This window comes from Chryseobacterium fluminis (assembly GCF_026314945.1).
Classification (GTDB): Bacteria; Bacteroidota; Bacteroidia; order Flavobacteriales; family Weeksellaceae; genus Chryseobacterium; species Chryseobacterium fluminis.
Genome location: NZ_CP111121.1, coordinates 1,340,511 through 1,358,621, shown reverse-complemented (window position 1 = coordinate 1,358,621; position 18,111 = coordinate 1,340,511). Strand labels below are relative to the sequence as shown.

Here is an 18,111-nt window from a genome sequence, read left to right as displayed (position 1 = left end):
GAGTTAAATAAATTCAATAAGGGAATGCAAGCACTACTTAAAAAATTAACGAGTTCTAATATAAAAATTGATTTAGTTGATGATAAACTGGATATTAAGGCTCCCAAAGGGGTGATGACTGAGGATTTATTGAATGAAATTAAGCTGCATAAAAATGATTTAATTGAATTTATTTCCTCCTATAAAACTAAAAAGACAAAGAGTCAGTTGATACCGCAGACTCCTGTAGCATCCAGTTATGTTTTGTCTTCTTCTCAACATAGAGTATGGCTGTTAAGTCAATTGGAAGGCGCCAATACAGCCTATAATATGCCCAGTGTTTTTCAATTAAAAGGAAATTTAGCAATTCCGGCTTTAAGAAAGGCATTTGAATCCCTGATTGAGCGTCATGAATCTTTACGTACAGTATTTAAAGAAGAAAAATCAGGAAATGTCAGACAGATTATACTTGATATTAGAGATGTCAAATTTCAATTGGAATATGAAGATATAAGCAGCAGCTTAAATCTGTCCGAAAGAAAAAAAGAGATTATTATAAGTGAAGTTGAGTATTCTTTTGATTTATCTGAAGATTCTTTGCTTAAGGCTAAACTGGTGCAAACTTCCTCAGACACTTTTACCTTTATATGTGTCATGCATCATATAATAAGCGACGGATGGTCAAATGATGTGATGATCAATGAACTATTTGCTCTATATGATTCTTTCGTAAGCGAGGTCGAAAATCCATTAAGTCCTCTGGAAATTCAATATAAAGATTATGCTGCATGGCAGCAAAATCAATTGAAAGAGATTGATATGAGTAATCATATGAACTATTGGATACATCATTTTGAAGGTGAATTGCCCAACTTAAATCTACCAACCTATCAAACCAGGCCAGCCATAAAAACATATAATGGAAGGTCGCTGAAAAAAGTTTACAATGATACCATTTTAAAAGACTTTAATGCTTTATGTCAATCCCAGGGAAGTACACTTTTTATGGGATTATTAGCGACAGTAAAACTGTTGTTTTATAAATATACCAATCAGACAGATATTATTGTAGGCAGCCCTATTGCCGGAAGAGAACATGCTGATTTACAAAATCAAATTGGTTTCTATGTGAATACATTAGCACTGAGAACAAAATTTAAAGAACAAGATCGTTTTTTTGATCTTCTTGCCCATGTTAAAGAAAATACTCTTAACGCCTATAAGCATCAGGATTATCCATTTGATGAACTGGTAGAACAATTGCCATCAATACGTGACAGAAGCCGTAATCCTTTATTTGATGTTATGATGACGCTCCAGAACACAGATCATCTAAAAGGAGATACCTATCGTTTGGGTGAAATAGAAGTACAGAACGTAGATATAGAAGAAGATAAAGTAAGTAAGTTTGACTTAAAGTTTTCATTTGTAGAATTAGAAAGAGGATTAGAGCTGATTGTTACTTATAATACCGATTTGTATACCTCCGATTTTATCAGAAGGCTTTTAAATCATTTCGGTTCATTACTACAGCTGGTTATTGCAAAACCAGAACAATCAATAGATTCCCTTGATTATTTATCTTCAACTGAAAGACAGCAGCTATTGTATGACTTTAACAATACTGCAGCGGCATATCCAAAAGATAAGACACTGATCGCTTTATTTGAAGAGCAGGTAGAAAAAACACCGTATAATATTGCAGTAATCTTTGAAGAAAAAGAATTTACTTATCTTGAAATAAATGAAAGTGCCAATCAGTTTGCAGGGTATTTAAAAGCAAATTATTATACTGCTGCCGATGATTTCATTGGAATCAAATTAGAACGAAATGTAGAACTAATTGTATCAATTTTAGGAATATTAAAATCCGGAGCTGCTTATGTGCCCATTGATCCGGCATATCCGCAGGAAAGAATAGATTATATTGAAAAAGACAGCACCTGTAAAAAAGTAATTGATTCGGTTGAAATTGAAAAGTTTAATTCGGTTCGTTTTTCATTTGGCAAAACCAATCCTGATAAAACATCAAAAGCAGGAGATTTAGTGTATATGATTTATACGTCAGGCTCTACGGGTAATCCAAAAGGAGTGATGATCGAAAATCGCAGTCTGGTCAATTATCTTTTACACCAAATAAATTTTTTAGAAATAGAGTCAAATGAGCGGATTGCTTTATTATCATCTGTTTCTTTTGATGCTTCTGTAGAACAGATGTTTACCGCTTTGTTGAGCTCTTCGACATTATGCATTGTCAAAAAAGAGGATGTACTGGATGCTGAAAAACTGGAAAAAATAATAGAAAAAAATGCTGTTACCCATTTACATAGTGTTCCTAGTTTATTAGTAAACTTAGATCTCAGTTCAGCTTTATCCTTAAAAAGAATTATATCTGCAGGTGAACATTTCAAACCTGAATTGATAGAAAGATATGTAGAAAAATATCAGTTATACAATAAGTACGGGCCAACGGAAGCTACCATTTCATCAACAATAGGCCGTATACATACTGCAGATGACATATCCATAGGAAAACCCATTTCAAATACACAGGTATATATTTTAAATGATGCTCTAATGCCGGTTGCAGTTGGTATAACTGGAAATATATATATATCAGGATCAGGCTTAGCAAGAGGGTATTTTAATAATGTCTTACAGACAGAGTCCGGTTTTGTTGCTAATCCTTTTTGTGAAGGAACAAAAATGTACAAAACAGGGGACTTGGGAAAATGGAATTCCGACGGTTCTATTGTGTTTGAAGGAAGACAAGATTTTCAGGTAAAAATAAGAGGTCACAGAATAGAATTAGGAGAAATCGAGAGTGCTATTTCTGGGTATTCAGAATCGTTAGATCAAATTGTTGTTGATGTAAAAGAAAAAAATGGAGAGAAAATATTAGTTGCTTATTATTCTTCTCATCAAAATATTAACAAATCAGATTTGAGAAGCTATCTCCAGAATAAATTACCAGACTATATGCTTCCCGGTTACTATTTAGAGCTGGAGAAAATGCCCTTGACTCCAAACGGAAAAACAGATCGTAAAGCGTTACCGGATATTTCAGAAGAAGATCTTATCAGACATGAATATATAGCGCCTGCAACAGCAATAGAAATTGGATTGGCTAAGATCTGGGAACAAGTTTTAAATGTTGAAAAAGTCGGAATTACAGATAATTTCTTTGAGTTGGGCGGACACAGTTTAATCATTGTCCGGGTTATTAATAAAACGTTTAAAGAATTAGGAAAGAGTATTTCATTTAAGGATTTCTTTGCTAATCCAACCATTGCCGGTTTAACCAAAAAAATGACAGATTCAGATTATTCTGCCATTCCAGCGGTACCACAATCAGAGTCTTACCTTGTCACTCCTTCACAAAACAGATTGTGGCTGCTGAGCCAGTTCCAGGGAGGATCATTGGCTTATAATATGCCAACAGCCATTAAACTCACCGGAATTCTTAACGTAGAGATTTTACAGAAATCATTTGGATACCTGATAAATAAACATGAAATTCTGCGCACCTATTTCAAGATTAATGAAACAGGAGAGCTACGTCAATTTATTTTATCGGAGCAAGAAGTCGTTTTTGAAATTGATTTTTTTGATTTTCAGGATAAAGAACCAAAAGATCTGGAAAATCATCTGATTGCATTAAATAATACTCCTTTTAATCTTGAACAAGCACCTTTAGTCAAAGCAAGCTTAGTAAAAGTTTCAGCCGCAGAACATATTTTCTTTTTCTCACGTCATCATATAATAGGGGATGGCTGGTCATCGCAAATCATGATTTCAGAAATCATTGAGGCGTATAATAATTTTTTGGATAATAAAGAAATAAGACCATCTGAATTAAAGATTCAATATAAAGATTACGCAGCCTGGCTGCAAAATGAATCTAATGTAGAAGCAATTAAAGTATCTGAGAAATATTGGCTAAATCAATTTTATGGAGAGATTCCTGTACTGGAGTTGCCTGCTTTTAAAACACGCCCGCTGATAAAAACTAATAATGGAAGCCATGTCTCAAACAGATATTCACAAGATTTTCTGAATAAGTTACAGCAATTTTCTAAAGAGGAAAATGTTACTTTGTTCATGACATTAATGGCCGGCATTAATGCTTTATTGTATAAGTATTCAGGACAAAATGATGTTATCATGGGTACGCCGGTAGCAGGAAGAGAACATCCGGATTTAGAGAACCAAATCGGTTTATATCTTAATACACTTGCTATACGTACCCAGTTTAAAGGTGATAGCAGCTTTTTAGATTTACTTGCCCTACAAAAACATACTCTGTTAGAAGCCTATCAATACCAAAATTATCCTTTTGACCTATTAGTTGATCAATTAAATTTAAAAAGAGACACCAGCCGTTCTGCATTGTTTGATGTAATGGTTGTGCTTCAGAATCAGAATCAGGTTAAGTCACTTCACAGTACCCAGTCATTGCAGGGATTGAAAGTTGAAGAGTATGTATTTGAAAACAAAACAGCTCAATTTGACATGAGTTTTATCTTTACAGAACTTGAAGACGGATTATCTTTAACCATACAATACAACACAGATATCTATGATGCTTTTTTAGTAGAAAGAATATTCGCGCATTTTGAAAACCTGTTAATCAATTCGATTGCAGATTCTTCAAAAACAGTAGATCAGATAAACTATTTATCACCCTCGGAGAAACACCATTTATTGGTTGATTTTAATGATACTAAGATTGCTTATCCAAGAGATAAAACGATCATTGAATTATTTGAGGAGCAGGTGAAAAAGACTCCTGATCATATTGCTTTGGTATTTGAAGATAAAAAATATAGCTACCGGGAAATCAATAAATTATCCAATCAGTTTGGAGCCTATCTAAGAGATAAATATGAGATCCAGGTTGAGGATCTAATTGGAATTAAATTAGAGAGAAATGAAAAATTAATAATTGCTATTCTGGGAATATTAAAATCTGGAGCCGCTTATGTTCCTATTGATCCGAATTTTCCTCAGGACAGGATTGATTTTATTAAAAATGATACTCAAAGTAAAGTCATCTTTGATGAAGAAGAATTTTCAAAATTTATTCTTCAAAGTACAGGATACAGTGATGAGAATCTTAAAAATATCAATAGTCCAACAGACCTTGTTTACGTAATCTATACCTCTGGAACAACAGGTAATCCTAAAGGTGTTATGGTGGAGAATAGAAGTGTAGTAAGACTTGTTAAACCATGTTCTTATTTTACGTTAGGTACTGAAAATATTCTTCTAAGTACCGGAGCAATATCATTTGATGCTACTATTTTTGAATATTTTGGAACCTTATTAAACGGAGCAGGACTCATCCTTGCTTCTCAGGATGATTTATTACAGAATGATAAACTGGAAGAAGTTATCAATAAAAACAAGGTGGATTGTTTTTTCATCACGACTTCATGGTTTAACTATATTGTTGATAGCCATATTGCGGTTTTTAAAAATGTAAAAAAATTAATGGTTGGTGGAGACGCTATTTCTTCACATCACATCAAAAAAGTATTTAATGCTTTTCCGGATATACAGCTGAACAATGTATATGGTCCTACAGAAAATACTACTTTTTCACTAATATACGAAATTGACAGTTTGACCTGTACAACAATTCCTTTAGGTAAACCCATTCCAAATACCACTGCATATATTCTAGATGAATCATTGCATCCTACACCTGTAGGTGTTACCGGGAAGATTTATGTAGGTGGTGCAGGAGTTGCCCGAGGTTATCTGAATCTTCCGGATTTAACAAGAGAAAAGTTTATACCCAATCCATTCGTTGAAGGAGATACACTATATGATACAGGCGATCTTGGGCGATGGCTTTCAGATGGTTCTGTAGAGTTTTTAGGAAGAAAAGACCACCAGGTAAAAATCCGGGGGTTCAGGATAGAGCTTGGTGAGATTGAAATGGCGCTATTACAATCTTCTACAGCTTTAAAGCAGGCCGTTGTGGTGACTAAAGGCAGCCAAGGGAACAAAATTCTGGCAGCCTATTATGTATCAGATCATGAAATTGATAAAAAAGAACTTCAGAATACTTTAAGCAGGTTATTACCAGAATATATGGTTCCTGATTATTATGTTCCATTAGATGTTATTCCACTCACCTCAAATGGAAAGGCAAATCTGAAAGCATTACCGGAAGTGGACGACAATGACTTAATAAAAGAAGAATATGTTGAACCATCCACAGAAATCGAAAAACAGTTGGCTGCAATATGGCAGGAGGTGTTAGGGTTGCCAAAAATCGGTATCAATGATAATTTCTTTGATCTGGGAGGGCATAGTTTAATAGTTTCTCAGGTGATCAACAGAGTTCAAAAACAATTGGGAAGTTCTGTAGGCTATAAAGATTTCTTTGCGAATGCTACGATATCAGGATTAAGTAAAACATTAAAAAACAAAAAGTATTGGGCTATCTCTAAAGCTTCGCAATCTGAATTTTATCCTTTAACTGGCTCCCAAAGCAGACTTTGGATACTAAGCCAGCTTGAAGGGGGATCTCTGGCGTATAATATGCCGGGTGCGGTTCGTTTAAAAGGAAATGTTGATACTGTTAAATTTCAAACTTCTTTTAAATTGTTAATCGAACGCCATGAAATTTTAAGAACCAGCTTTAAAGCTACTCAATTAGGTGAAGTCTATCAATATATTATTCCAGCTTCAGCTGTAGATTTTCAAATCATTGAAAAAGATTTTCGTTTTATGATCAGTCAGGAAGAATTTCTTGCTGATTATTTAAGACAAAGCAACAATGAGACATTTGATCTGGAGCGTGCACCTCTTCTAAGGGCCAGTATTATACAACTAAAAGATGATGAATTTTTGTTTTTCTTGACGTTGCACCACATCATTGGCGACGGATGGTCTATGGAAATCTTAATCTCCGAAGTAATAAAAATCTACAATGCTCTATTAAAAGAAAAAGAAGCAGAATTACCACAATTGGAAATTCAGTATAAAGATTACGCTGTTTGGCGAAATGAGGAACAGAAAAATGAAGAAGCTTCAGAAAATTATTGGCTTACACAATTTTCAGGAACTCTGCCGGTTTTAGAATTGCCGGGTTCTAATACTCGTCCCTTGGTTCAGACTTATAACGGGGCAAGTGTTACTCAGAGATTTTCAAAAGAATTTTCAGACAGGCTTCAGTCTTTTTCAAAAGAACAGGATGTTACTTTATTTATGACTTTAATGTCGGGAATAAATGCATTGTTATACAGATATACCGGTCAGGATGATATTATCATTGGAACTCCAATAGCAGGAAGAGAACATCCTGATTTAGAGAACCAAATAGGTTTATACCTTAATACACTGGCGATCCGTACACGATTAAAAAAAGAGATTTGTTTTAAGGATTTACTTGCGGTTCAAAAAGAAACTCTGCTGGAAGCCTATGAACATCAGCATTATTCCTTTGATTCTCTGGTAGGTAAGTTAAATTTGAAACGAGATATGAGCCGCTCGGCGCTGTTTGATGTCCTGATGGTTTTACAAAGTCAAGGGCAGTTAAACAATCTAAACAATGATACTCTGCTAAATCTTGAAGTGAGCCCGTATGAGATTGAAAGTTCAATTTCTAAATTTGATATTACGTATACTTTCGTTGAAACAGAGGTGCTGTCGCTTTCAATAAACTACAATACAGATATCTATCATGGCGGGACCATTGAAAGAATGTTTGCTCATCTTGAGAATGTATTAAAAGAATGTATAAATCATCCTTCGCAGGCTTTAGAAACCATAAATTATTTAACAGAGCCAGAAAAACAACAATTACTATTTGACTTTAACGATACAAAAGTTGTTCATACACAGAATAAAACCCTGGTAGATTTATTTGAAGAACAGGTTGCTGAAACACCTGATGATACGGCAGTTATCTTTGAGGATCGTAGGCTTACGTATAAGGAGTTAAATGAAAAAGCAAATCAGTTGGCGGCTTATTTAAGAGCTCATTATACTATTGATCCTGACGATTTAATCGCAGTTAAACTAGAACGGAATGAATTCCTGCTTGTTAGCTTATTGGGAGTACTGAAATCCGGAGCGGCCTACGTGCCTGTAGATTTAAATTATCCGCAACATCGAATTGATTATATTGAAAAAGACAGCAATAGCAAAGTTGTTATTGATCAGGACCTATTAGAGAAATTTTATGAAGTTCAGGACAATTACAGCCCATTAAATGCAGATCAGCGCTCAACATCCGATCATCTGGCTTATATTATTTATACATCCGGAACTACAGGAAACCCCAAAGGTGTAATGATAGAGCATCATAATGCCGTTGAATTGATTAACTGGTCTAAAAAGGAGTATCATGCTGATGCATTTGATATTGTTTACGGAGTTACCTCTCATTGCTTTGATTTGTCTGTCTATGAATTTTTCTATACCCTTTCGACAGGTAAGAAAATAAGGATTTTAAAGAATGCCCTGGAAATCAATCATTATCTGGATCAGGACAGTAATATATTATTAAATACGGTTCCCTCTGTAGTAAGAAAATTAATAGAAGATCAAGTACTGCTGGATCATATCAAAGTGATCAATATGGCAGGAGAAGTTCTTCCTACAGATATTATTGCGAAGCTTCCTTTGGATAAAATCGAAGTTCGGAATCTCTACGGTCCATCGGAAGATACCACCTATAGTACATCTTATCGTATTACGAATAAAGATTCCAGAACCATTTCTATAGGTAAGCCAATCTCCAATACCCAGGTATTGATTCTTGATCAGCATAACCAATTGGTTCCTCTGGGAGTTACAGGCAGGATCTTCGTATCCGGAGCAGGTGTAGCGAGAGGCTATCTGAACCGGGCAGATCTCACGGAGGAAAAGTTTTTGACCAATCCTTTTATAGAAGGGGAAAGAATGTATGATACAGGAGATTTAGGCTATTGGTTATCAGATGGAAACATAGAATTTATAGGCAGAAAAGACCATCAGGTTAAAATAAGAGGCTATAGAATTGAACTGGGAGAGATAGAATCGGCTATTTTAGGGTTTTCTGATCAGCTAAAGCAGGTAGTTTTAGAAGCAAAAGAATTTAATTCTCAAAAGGCATTAGTTGCTTATTACGTAAGTGAAACGAAAATAGATAAGGCAGATTTAAGAAGCTATTTGCAAAGTAAATTACCAGATTATATGCTGCCAGGTTACTACCTGGAGCTGGACAAAATGCCATTAACTCCAAACGGAAAAGTAGATAAAAAATCATTGCCAACGATCTCAGGAGAAGATCTTATAAGACGTGAATACATCGCCCCAACAACAAATACAGAATTACAATTGATCAAGATCTGGGAGGAAGTTTTAAATGTTGATAAATTGGGAATAACGGATAATTTCTTCGAATTAGGCGGAAATAGTTTAATAGCGGTTCAGGTGATCAACAAGACTTTTAAAGAACTGGGCACTGGTATTTCGCTTAAGCACTTTTTTAATAATCCAACAATAAAAGGACTGAGCAAAAATTTAATCCAAGCGGATTATTTGGCTATCCCACCCGCCCCGGAATCAGGAAGTTATCCGTTGACTCCCTCTCAACGTAGATTTTGGGTATTAAACCAGTTTGAAGGCGCATCTTTAGCGTATAATATGCCTGTTGTTCTGAAGTTTACAGGAGATTTGGATATTTTAAAATTTGAAGAAGCCTTTAAATCACTAATTCTTAGGCACGAGATTTTAAGAACAACTTTCCGGCCAATAGAAGGAGAACAGGTACGTCAGTTTATTACGCCAAAAGAGGAGCTAAACTTTACAATCAATTATGTTGATCTTATTCCTAATAATGAAGCCAAGGACATTGTTGATGCTTATTTGGCAAATGAGATCGCGATTGCTTTTGATTTAGAAAAAGGCTCTCTGATTAAAGCATCTTTACTAAAAATTAAGGAAAGGGAACATATTTTCTTTATGTCCATGCATCATATTATTAGTGATGGATGGTCTATGGAATTATTAATCAAAGAAATTGTAAGTGTATATAATTCTTTAGTTAACAATACAGCCATCAATTTACCGGAGTTAAAAATTCAGTACAAGGATTATGCAGTTTGGCTAAATGATGATATCCAAAAACAGAAGTACAATGCAGCTGAACAATATTGGATGAAACAATTTTCAGGTGAGCTGCCAATATTAGAATTGCCAAGTTTTAATAAGCGTCCTTTAGTGAAAACATTTAGTGGAAACAGTATCAGTCATCAATTTTCAAAAGAATTTTTGGAGAAAGTAAAAAAATTCTCAAAAGATCATGATGCTACTTTGTTTATGAGTTTATTGTCGGGGGTAAAAGCTTTATTTTATAAATATACAAATCAGCGAGATATTATAATAGGAACACCTATTGCAGGAAGAGAACATCCTGATTTAGAGAACCAAATTGGTTTATATCTTAATACACTGGCAATAAGAACTCAGATAGCAGAAAATGCTACTATTTCAGACATTTTAGATAATGAAAAACATACATTATTAAAAGCGTATCAATATCAAAACTATCCCTTTGATGATTTGATTGGTCAATTAAATTTAAAAAGAGATACCAGTCGTTCAGCCTTATTTGATGTTATTGTTGTGCTGCAAAATCAAGCACAATTACAAATAACAAATGAAGAAGATTTAGCAGGCCTGCAGGCAGAAAGCTATGCTTTTGAAAATAAGATCGCTCAATTTGATATGAGTTTGGTCTTCACAGAATGTGAAGAAGGTTTGTCTTTAACGATACAATACAACACTGACATTTATAATGCTTTTTTAATAGAAAGAATCTTCAGTCATTTTGAAAATCTGGTAAGCAATTCAATTGCCGATCCATCAGCCGTGTTAGATCAGACAGATTATTTGAAGCCATCTGAAAAACAGCAATTGTTATTCGATTTTAATGCAACGGCAGCTTTTTATCCAAAAGATAATACAATTGTTGCCTTATTTGAAGAACAGGTTGAAAAAAAACCTGATAATACAGCAGTTGTTTTTGAAGACAATACATTTACATATCACGAATTAAATAAACTTTCCAATCAGCTTGCTCATTACTTAAGAGAAAATTATAGTGTTCAGGCTGATGATTTAATTGGGATTAAATTAGAGAGAAGTGAAGACCTGATTATTTCAATTTTAGGAATATTAAAATCCGGAGCAGCTTATGTGCCCATTGACCCAAATTACCCACACGATAGAATAGATTACATAAAGAAAGATAGCGCAGCTAAAGTTATTATTGATGAACTCCTGTTCGAAAAATTCAGAAAAGTTCAGAACCAGTATTCGCAATTGAATATTGAAAAAATCACTTCTGCAACTGATTTAGCCTATGTAATTTATACCTCCGGAACTACAGGTCAGCCAAAAGGGGTAATGGTTGAACATCATAATTTAATTAATTTATGCTATTGGCATTGCACGGCATTTAAAGTTGATGAAGATAGTCGTGGAGCGTTATTTTCCGGAGTTGGATTTGATGCATCTGTTTGGGAGATTTTTCCTTATCTGATTAGTGGAGCATCTCTGTATCCTATTGGAGAAGAGGAGATACGGTTAAATTTAAAAAAGCTGGCTGATTTTTACAGTAGTAACAAGATATCACATAGTTATTTGCCATCTGCTATTTGCAGTGATTTAATCAGCTCCGGAATCGTCATCGATAAAGTGAAGCTTTTGGTTGGAGGAGAATCGTTAAAAATAGCTGAAGGTTCACATTTAGATATTTATAATAATTATGGGCCGACAGAAAATACGGTAGTGAGTACGTTTTATAAAGTAAATCCAGATCATGGCGGAATGATCCCAATAGGTAAACCGGTTTCTAATACGCAGGTTTATATTTTGGGAGATCAGTTACAAATTTTACCGGTAGGAGTGAGTGGTAAGATTTACGTGTCGGGAGCCAGTATAGCACGTGGTTATCTTAATAATGAAACGCTTACGTCAGAGAAATTTATTGCAAATCCATTTGTCGACGGACAAAGAATGTATGATACAGGCGATCTGGGGCGTTGGCTTCCAGATGGGAATGTTGAATTTTTAGGAAGAAAAGACCATCAGGTTAAAATAAGAGGCTACAGAATTGAACTTGGAGAAATCGAAAATACGCTTTTGAAATTTTCAGCATCTTTAAAACAGGTTATAGTAGAGACGAAAAAGCTAAACTCAGAAAAAGTTTTGGTAGCGTACATCATCTCAGAAAATACTTTGGATAAAAGAGCCCTTCGTAATTTTCTTCAGGACAGATTACCAGATTATATGGTTCCTGGGTTTTTTGTCGAATTATCTCATTTTCCTTTGACCCCAAACGGTAAAATTGATCGAAAGTCCCTTCCTTCCATATCATCAGATGATATGATCCGAAAAGAATTTGTTGCACCGGTAACGAGCGTTGAAAGAGAATTGGTTGCGATATGGGAAGACGTTTTAAAGATTGAAAATGTGGGAGTTACCGATAATTTCTTTGAACTTGGAGGGCATAGTTTAAAAGCCGGCTTATTGATTAATGAATACAGAAAAGCCTTTAATGTAAAAATTAAGGTAAACGATATATTCAAATCAACAACTATTAATTCTCATGTTAAGCTGTTGGAATTATGTGATACAATCGATCAGGATGAAATACCTAAAATACCGGAAGCTGAAAGTTATGCTGTGTCTGCAATTCAGAAAAGAATCTGGATAGCCAGTCAATTCGAAAACGGATCTAAAGCATACCATATGCCTGCTTGTATTGAATTAGCCATTAATCCGGAAAATTTCAGAAAGGCTATACTTGCTACAATAGAACGCCATGAAATATTGAGAACCGTTTTTAAAGAAAACATTGATGGCGAAATAAAACAATGGGTTTTACCTCCCGAAAAATTAAAATTTGAGGTGGAATATCAAGATTATCGTCATGTGGAAAACATTGAGAAAGTAATAAAAAACTTTGTTGATGACGACAACGAAAAACGCTTCGATCTTGAAAACGGACCTTTATTGCGTGCTGTATTGCTGCAGATAAGTGATACGCATTATGTGTTTTATTATAATATACATCACATAATAGGAGATGGGTGGTCCATGGAAGTTTTAACAAATGATGTTTTAGCTTTTTATAAAGCTTATGAAAATGGAAATAAAGTAGAACTTGAAGATTTAAAAATTCAACACAAAGATTATGTTGCCTGGATCGCACAAAATAATTCAGAAAAACAGCAGCAAAAATATTGGTTGAATAAATTTGAAAAAGAAGTTCCGCCGCTTGATCTGATTGTATCAAAAGAACGCCCCCAAATTAAAACATATAACGGGAATGTTTTCTCTGGCGATATAACCGGAAATAATTATACAAAACTATTACAGACAGCGCAAAATACAGAGACCACGTTGTTTATGAATTTTTTAAGTCTTATTTATATTTTATTATATAAATATTCTTATCAAAAAGATCTGGTTATTGGCAGCCCTTTAGACGGTAGAGATCATCATAGTCTGAAAGGCCAGATCGGATGTTTTGTAAATACGGTGCCGTTTAGAGTTTTATTGCCTAATAAAGAGAATTATCAGTCACTTTTAGAAATAGTTAAAAATACTGTTTTAGAAGGTTTGGAACACCAGTCCTTTCCTGTAGAATCCATAACAGATCACTTTAAACTGCAGAGAGATTTATCCAGAAGCCCTTTGTTTGATGTGTCTGTTGTTATGATTCAAAATGCCATAAATCAGAATCAGATTGCAATAAACGAACAAGGATATTCTAACATGATAGAATCATATAAAAGCAAATTTGATTTGACTTTTTACTTTAAAGTTTATGAAAATAAAATTTCCTGCAATATTATTTACAATACCGATTTATTTGAGGCTGATGTAATAGAAAAAATGTTCATAGAATTTTTAATGCTGATGGAATCTGTTTTTTCAAACGATTCTTTACCAATTGATGATTACATCGTTGCATCGAATACGGAAGAAATCCAAGAGCAGGCTAGCTTTTTTGATGACATCAATGCTGCTATTGACGATAGTTTTTAAATAAAAATGATATCAAATAACATATTTATGAAAAATAAATTAGGTATTATTTCTGGTATGGGCACCAGGGCAGGGTTGCTTTTTTTAAACAAGCTGATTGATAAAACTGATGCCAAATGCGATCAGGATTTCCCGGAATTTATTGTGCATAACAATAGCCAGGTTCCGGACAGAACCCTTGCGATAGTATATAATGAAGAATCGCCCCTGAAAGAACTTAAGAGATCACTGGACATTCTTGAGAAATGTGAGGTGGATTATATTATTTCTACCTGTGTAACGTCCTATTATTTTTTAAATCAATTTGATGCTTTAGGCAAGAGTAAAATAGTAAATCCTATAGACCTGATAGCGAGCCGGTTATTAAAAGAGTATAGCCATCTTCAAAAAATAGGATTATTAGCAACAACAGGCACAATAAATTCTAAACTGTTTCACGACAGATTCCAAAGTATGCCTTTTGAATTGATAACACTCAGTAAATATGATCAGGAGGAAAAATTTATGAAATCGGTTTACATGGAAGGAGGATTTAAATCCTCTACAATTTCTGATTCTGCTTATGATTTATTTAATGACGCTTTAAAGAGCCTTATAGATAAAGACGTTCAGCTTATCATTGGTGGATGTACAGAAGTTCAGATAGGTATTAAAAATGCTGATGTCAATATTCATTTTCTGGATGTAATAGACGTATTGGTAGATGAAGTGGTGGATTTAATGAATCTAAAAAAAATAGAAATAGCGCTATAATGAATAAAAAAGTTTTACATTATTTATTTGAAAATATTGCGGAAGAAAAACCAGCCAATATTGCAGTTCGTACTGAAACGAAATCGGTATCTTATAGTGAATTAAACAGTCAGGCTAATCGTTTAGCAGATCTTTTAGCTCATTTTTCTATAAAAAAAGAAGATATAATAACTACTTTTCTGGATGACAGACTGGCTCAGTTAATTGCGATACTGGGTATTTTTAAATCAGGATCTGTTTATTTACCTCTGGATCAAAAATACAGTCAGAATTATTGGGAAGAACTTTATACGAAAATCAAGCCTGAAGCTTTACTGATTTCAAAAAATAATTTTAATTCCTTTTTCGGATATGACTCTCTTTTCGAATATAATATTCCAACCATTATTGCTGTTGACAGCAATGATGGTAAATTGATTTTTTCAGAATATAGACAAAGTGAAGGCATCTATATAGAGAATGAAATTGATATGGAACTATCAATTCACAATAAGGATATAGTTGTAGAAGGTGAAGACTCTAATTATATATTTTTTACCTCAGGGTCAACCGGAAAACCTAAAGCAGTTTTGGGTAGTCATCAGAGCTTAAGCCATTTTATACACTGGGAATCAAAAGAACTGGCTATTACTGAAAAAGTTAAGGTAGGGCAGTTAACATCACTTTCTTTTGACGCTTCTTTAAGAGATATTTTTGTAGCCTTAATGAATGGAGGAACTATTTGTTTTCCATCAAAAGAAATAAAAGAAGATTCAGCTTTGCTGCTTCAGTGGCTTAAAAATGAAAAAATAACATTGTTACATACCATTCCGACCATGTTACGATTACTTTCAACCATACATAATGCAGCAGAAACTGTTACTTCAAATGAGTTTCCTGAATTAGAATATATATTGCTTGCAGGAGAAAAATTGTATGCTAAGGATATTACAAACTGGAGAAAATTATACGGGCACAATACCACTATCATAAACCTTTATGGTGCCACAGAATCTACATTGGTTAAGTCATTTTACCGAATAGAAAATAATCTTAATAGAAATTCTGAAGAAGTTTTACCTGTTGGACAGCCTATATCCAATACCAGGATTTTGATTGTGAATGAAGCCAATGAGTTGTGTCGAATTAACGAAAAAGGAGACATCTATATTAAAACTCCATTTTTGTCAAAAGGCTATTACCACGATCCGGTACTTACAGCGGAAAAATTCGTTCAAAACCCATTGAGGCAGGAAAAAGATATAGTCTATAAAACCGGAGATTATGGGAAATATGATTCCGAAAGAAATGTAATCGTAATAGGCAGGGAAGACGGAATGGTTAAACTCAATGGGGTCCGAATTGATATGAATTCTATTGAAACTGTAATCTTAAAACTAAATGATATTCATACCGTAAAATGCATGATATACAATAGTGATTCTGTAAGCAGCAGCCTTGTATGTTTTTATGGATCGAATACTGTCACTGAGGATGATTTAAGAATGCATTGCTCAAAGTATTTGTCTGTATATGAAATGCCTTCTGTTATTTTTCGATTAAAAGAATTTCCAATCAATGCAAATGGAAAAATAGATACTGTACACCTTCAGAACAGCATCCAAAAAAGGCTTTCAGAAGGAAATACAACTCAAAAAAAACAACCAGTTAATGCTGTAGAAGAAAAATTAATAATCTTATGGCAGGAAGTCCTGAATATAGGCAATATCGGAACTGAAGATCATTTCCTGTCATTAGGAGGGAATAGTATCAGGCAAATCTCACTGAGATCTAAAATAAGAATGGCTTTCAATGTTAATCTAACAATTGAAGATCTGTTTTTATGTCCCACAATACGGTCTCAGGCATCACATATTTCCACGCTTCCGGTATTAGAATCCATCGCTGGGAAAAATGAAATCATACCAATTTCTGAAAATGAAAATGGTTATAGCATATCTAATGAGCAATTAAGAATTTGGCTTGCCTCTCAATCTGAAGATCACTCAAAAGCAAATAATATGTCATACACGTATCATGTAAATGGTGATTTTAAAGTCGAGCTTTTTAAAAAGGCATTGCAGGAAATATTTAATCGATATGAAATCTTAAGAACAGCATTTGATGTAAATGAAGCTGGGGAAGTAGTACAAAAAATTGTTGACGAAATTGTTATTGATGCCGTATTTGATTATAAAATTGTTGGTGAAAACTTTAACGAAAATAACGCAAAACAATATTTAAAAGATTTTACCGATCTGGCTTTTGATTTGAAGAAAGCTCCATTGGTAAAGTTTCTTGTGATTAAAATTTCCGAAGATAAGTTCATTCTATCCACATTAATGCATCATATAATCGGGGATTACACCTCTGATAAGATTATTATCAGTGAGGTTATAAAATTTTATAAAGCTTATGAAAAGGGCCATTCGGTCCAGCTCAGCCCAATTAACGTTCAGTATAAGGATTATGCTTACTGGATTAAAAACAGGTTGGCAAATAATGAATTTTCTTCAGAAAAAGAATTTTGGGAAAACTATTTAGAAAATATAAAACAACAGCCTAAATGGTATAAAAATTCAGTTACTGATAATTTTGAAGGAGCTCATTACTCAAAAGTGCTTTCTTCCGAATTTACCGGAGAAATTAAAAAATATTGTGTAGATCATAATTATAATGTGATGGGAATTATGACTATTGCTTTAGGGATTTTAATTCATAAGATAAGCGGTCAAAATGATATCATTATAGGAGCTCCCATTAATCTTAGAAATCATCCCAGTTTAATAGGCCAGGTTGGATTATACTTGAATATGGCTCCTTATAGAGTAAAAATCAATGGTCAAAATAAAATTAAAGAGATTATTGACGAAACAATTAAAAATCAAGTAAAAATTTTCGACAATTCATTTTATCCATTCGATTCTATTATTGAAGATTTTGATCACAAACATCATTTTAATCTGATGGACAGAATTGATGTATATGTCAATTTTATCAATCACGAAGATGCAAATGATACCGATAGTTTGGAGAATATATCATTTGTTCCGCAAGAAAAAATCATAAAAAGAAGCAAATTTCCTATTTGCTTTTATATCAATAATAACCAGGACGAAATCTCTTATTTTATTGAATACCAAAAGAATGTATTCAACGATTCGGAAATCTCAAAACTGGGAGAACGTTTTTTGCTGTGTTTGAAACAAATTGTTGATAATCAGAACGAAACCGTAAATAAAATTAGCCTGATTGATAAAAAATCTATTCCCTCATTCAGTCTAAAATAATTTAAAACAACAAATAACCTAATAATAATTCAAATAAATCTTTTTGATTTTA

3 protein-coding genes are annotated in these 18,111 nt (G+C 33.7%); all 3 read left to right on the top strand.

Annotation, left to right across the window (positions count from 1 at the left end; all coding sequences use genetic code 11):
* The first annotated feature begins 24 nt into the window (after nt 1-24).
* From ODZ84_RS05970 to ODZ84_RS05960, 3 genes are read left to right on the top strand one after another with little or no spacing between them, the layout of a single operon-like run.
* The gene (locus ODZ84_RS05970; RefSeq protein ID WP_266176077.1) at nt 25-14,037 is read left to right on the top strand and encodes a non-ribosomal peptide synthetase; all 14,013 of its coding nucleotides are present in this window, start codon (nt 25-27) and stop codon (nt 14,035-14,037) included.
* A 27-nt stretch (nt 14,038-14,064) separates the two neighbouring features.
* Entirely contained in the window at nt 14,065-14,790 is a 726-nt protein-coding gene (locus ODZ84_RS05965; protein ID WP_266176076.1) for an aspartate/glutamate racemase family protein, read from the top strand.
* On the top strand, nt 14,790-18,059 hold the full coding sequence (locus ODZ84_RS05960; RefSeq protein WP_266176075.1) for a non-ribosomal peptide synthetase: 3,270 nt from the start codon (nt 14,790-14,792) through the stop codon (nt 18,057-18,059). Before ODZ84_RS05965 ends, ODZ84_RS05960 begins: the two co-directional genes overlap by 1 nt.
* Nucleotides 18,060-18,111 lie beyond the last annotated feature (52 nt).

Coding starts and splice junctions, on each gene's coding strand:
- ODZ84_RS05970 (WP_266176077.1), top strand. CDS start 25: ATGCAAGCACTACTTAAAAAATTAACGAGTTCTAATATAAAAATTGAT.
- ODZ84_RS05965 (WP_266176076.1), top strand. CDS start 14,065: ATGAAAAATAAATTAGGTATTATTTCTGGTATGGGCACCAGGGCAGGG.
- ODZ84_RS05960 (WP_266176075.1), top strand. CDS start 14,790: ATGAATAAAAAAGTTTTACATTATTTATTTGAAAATATTGCGGAAGAA.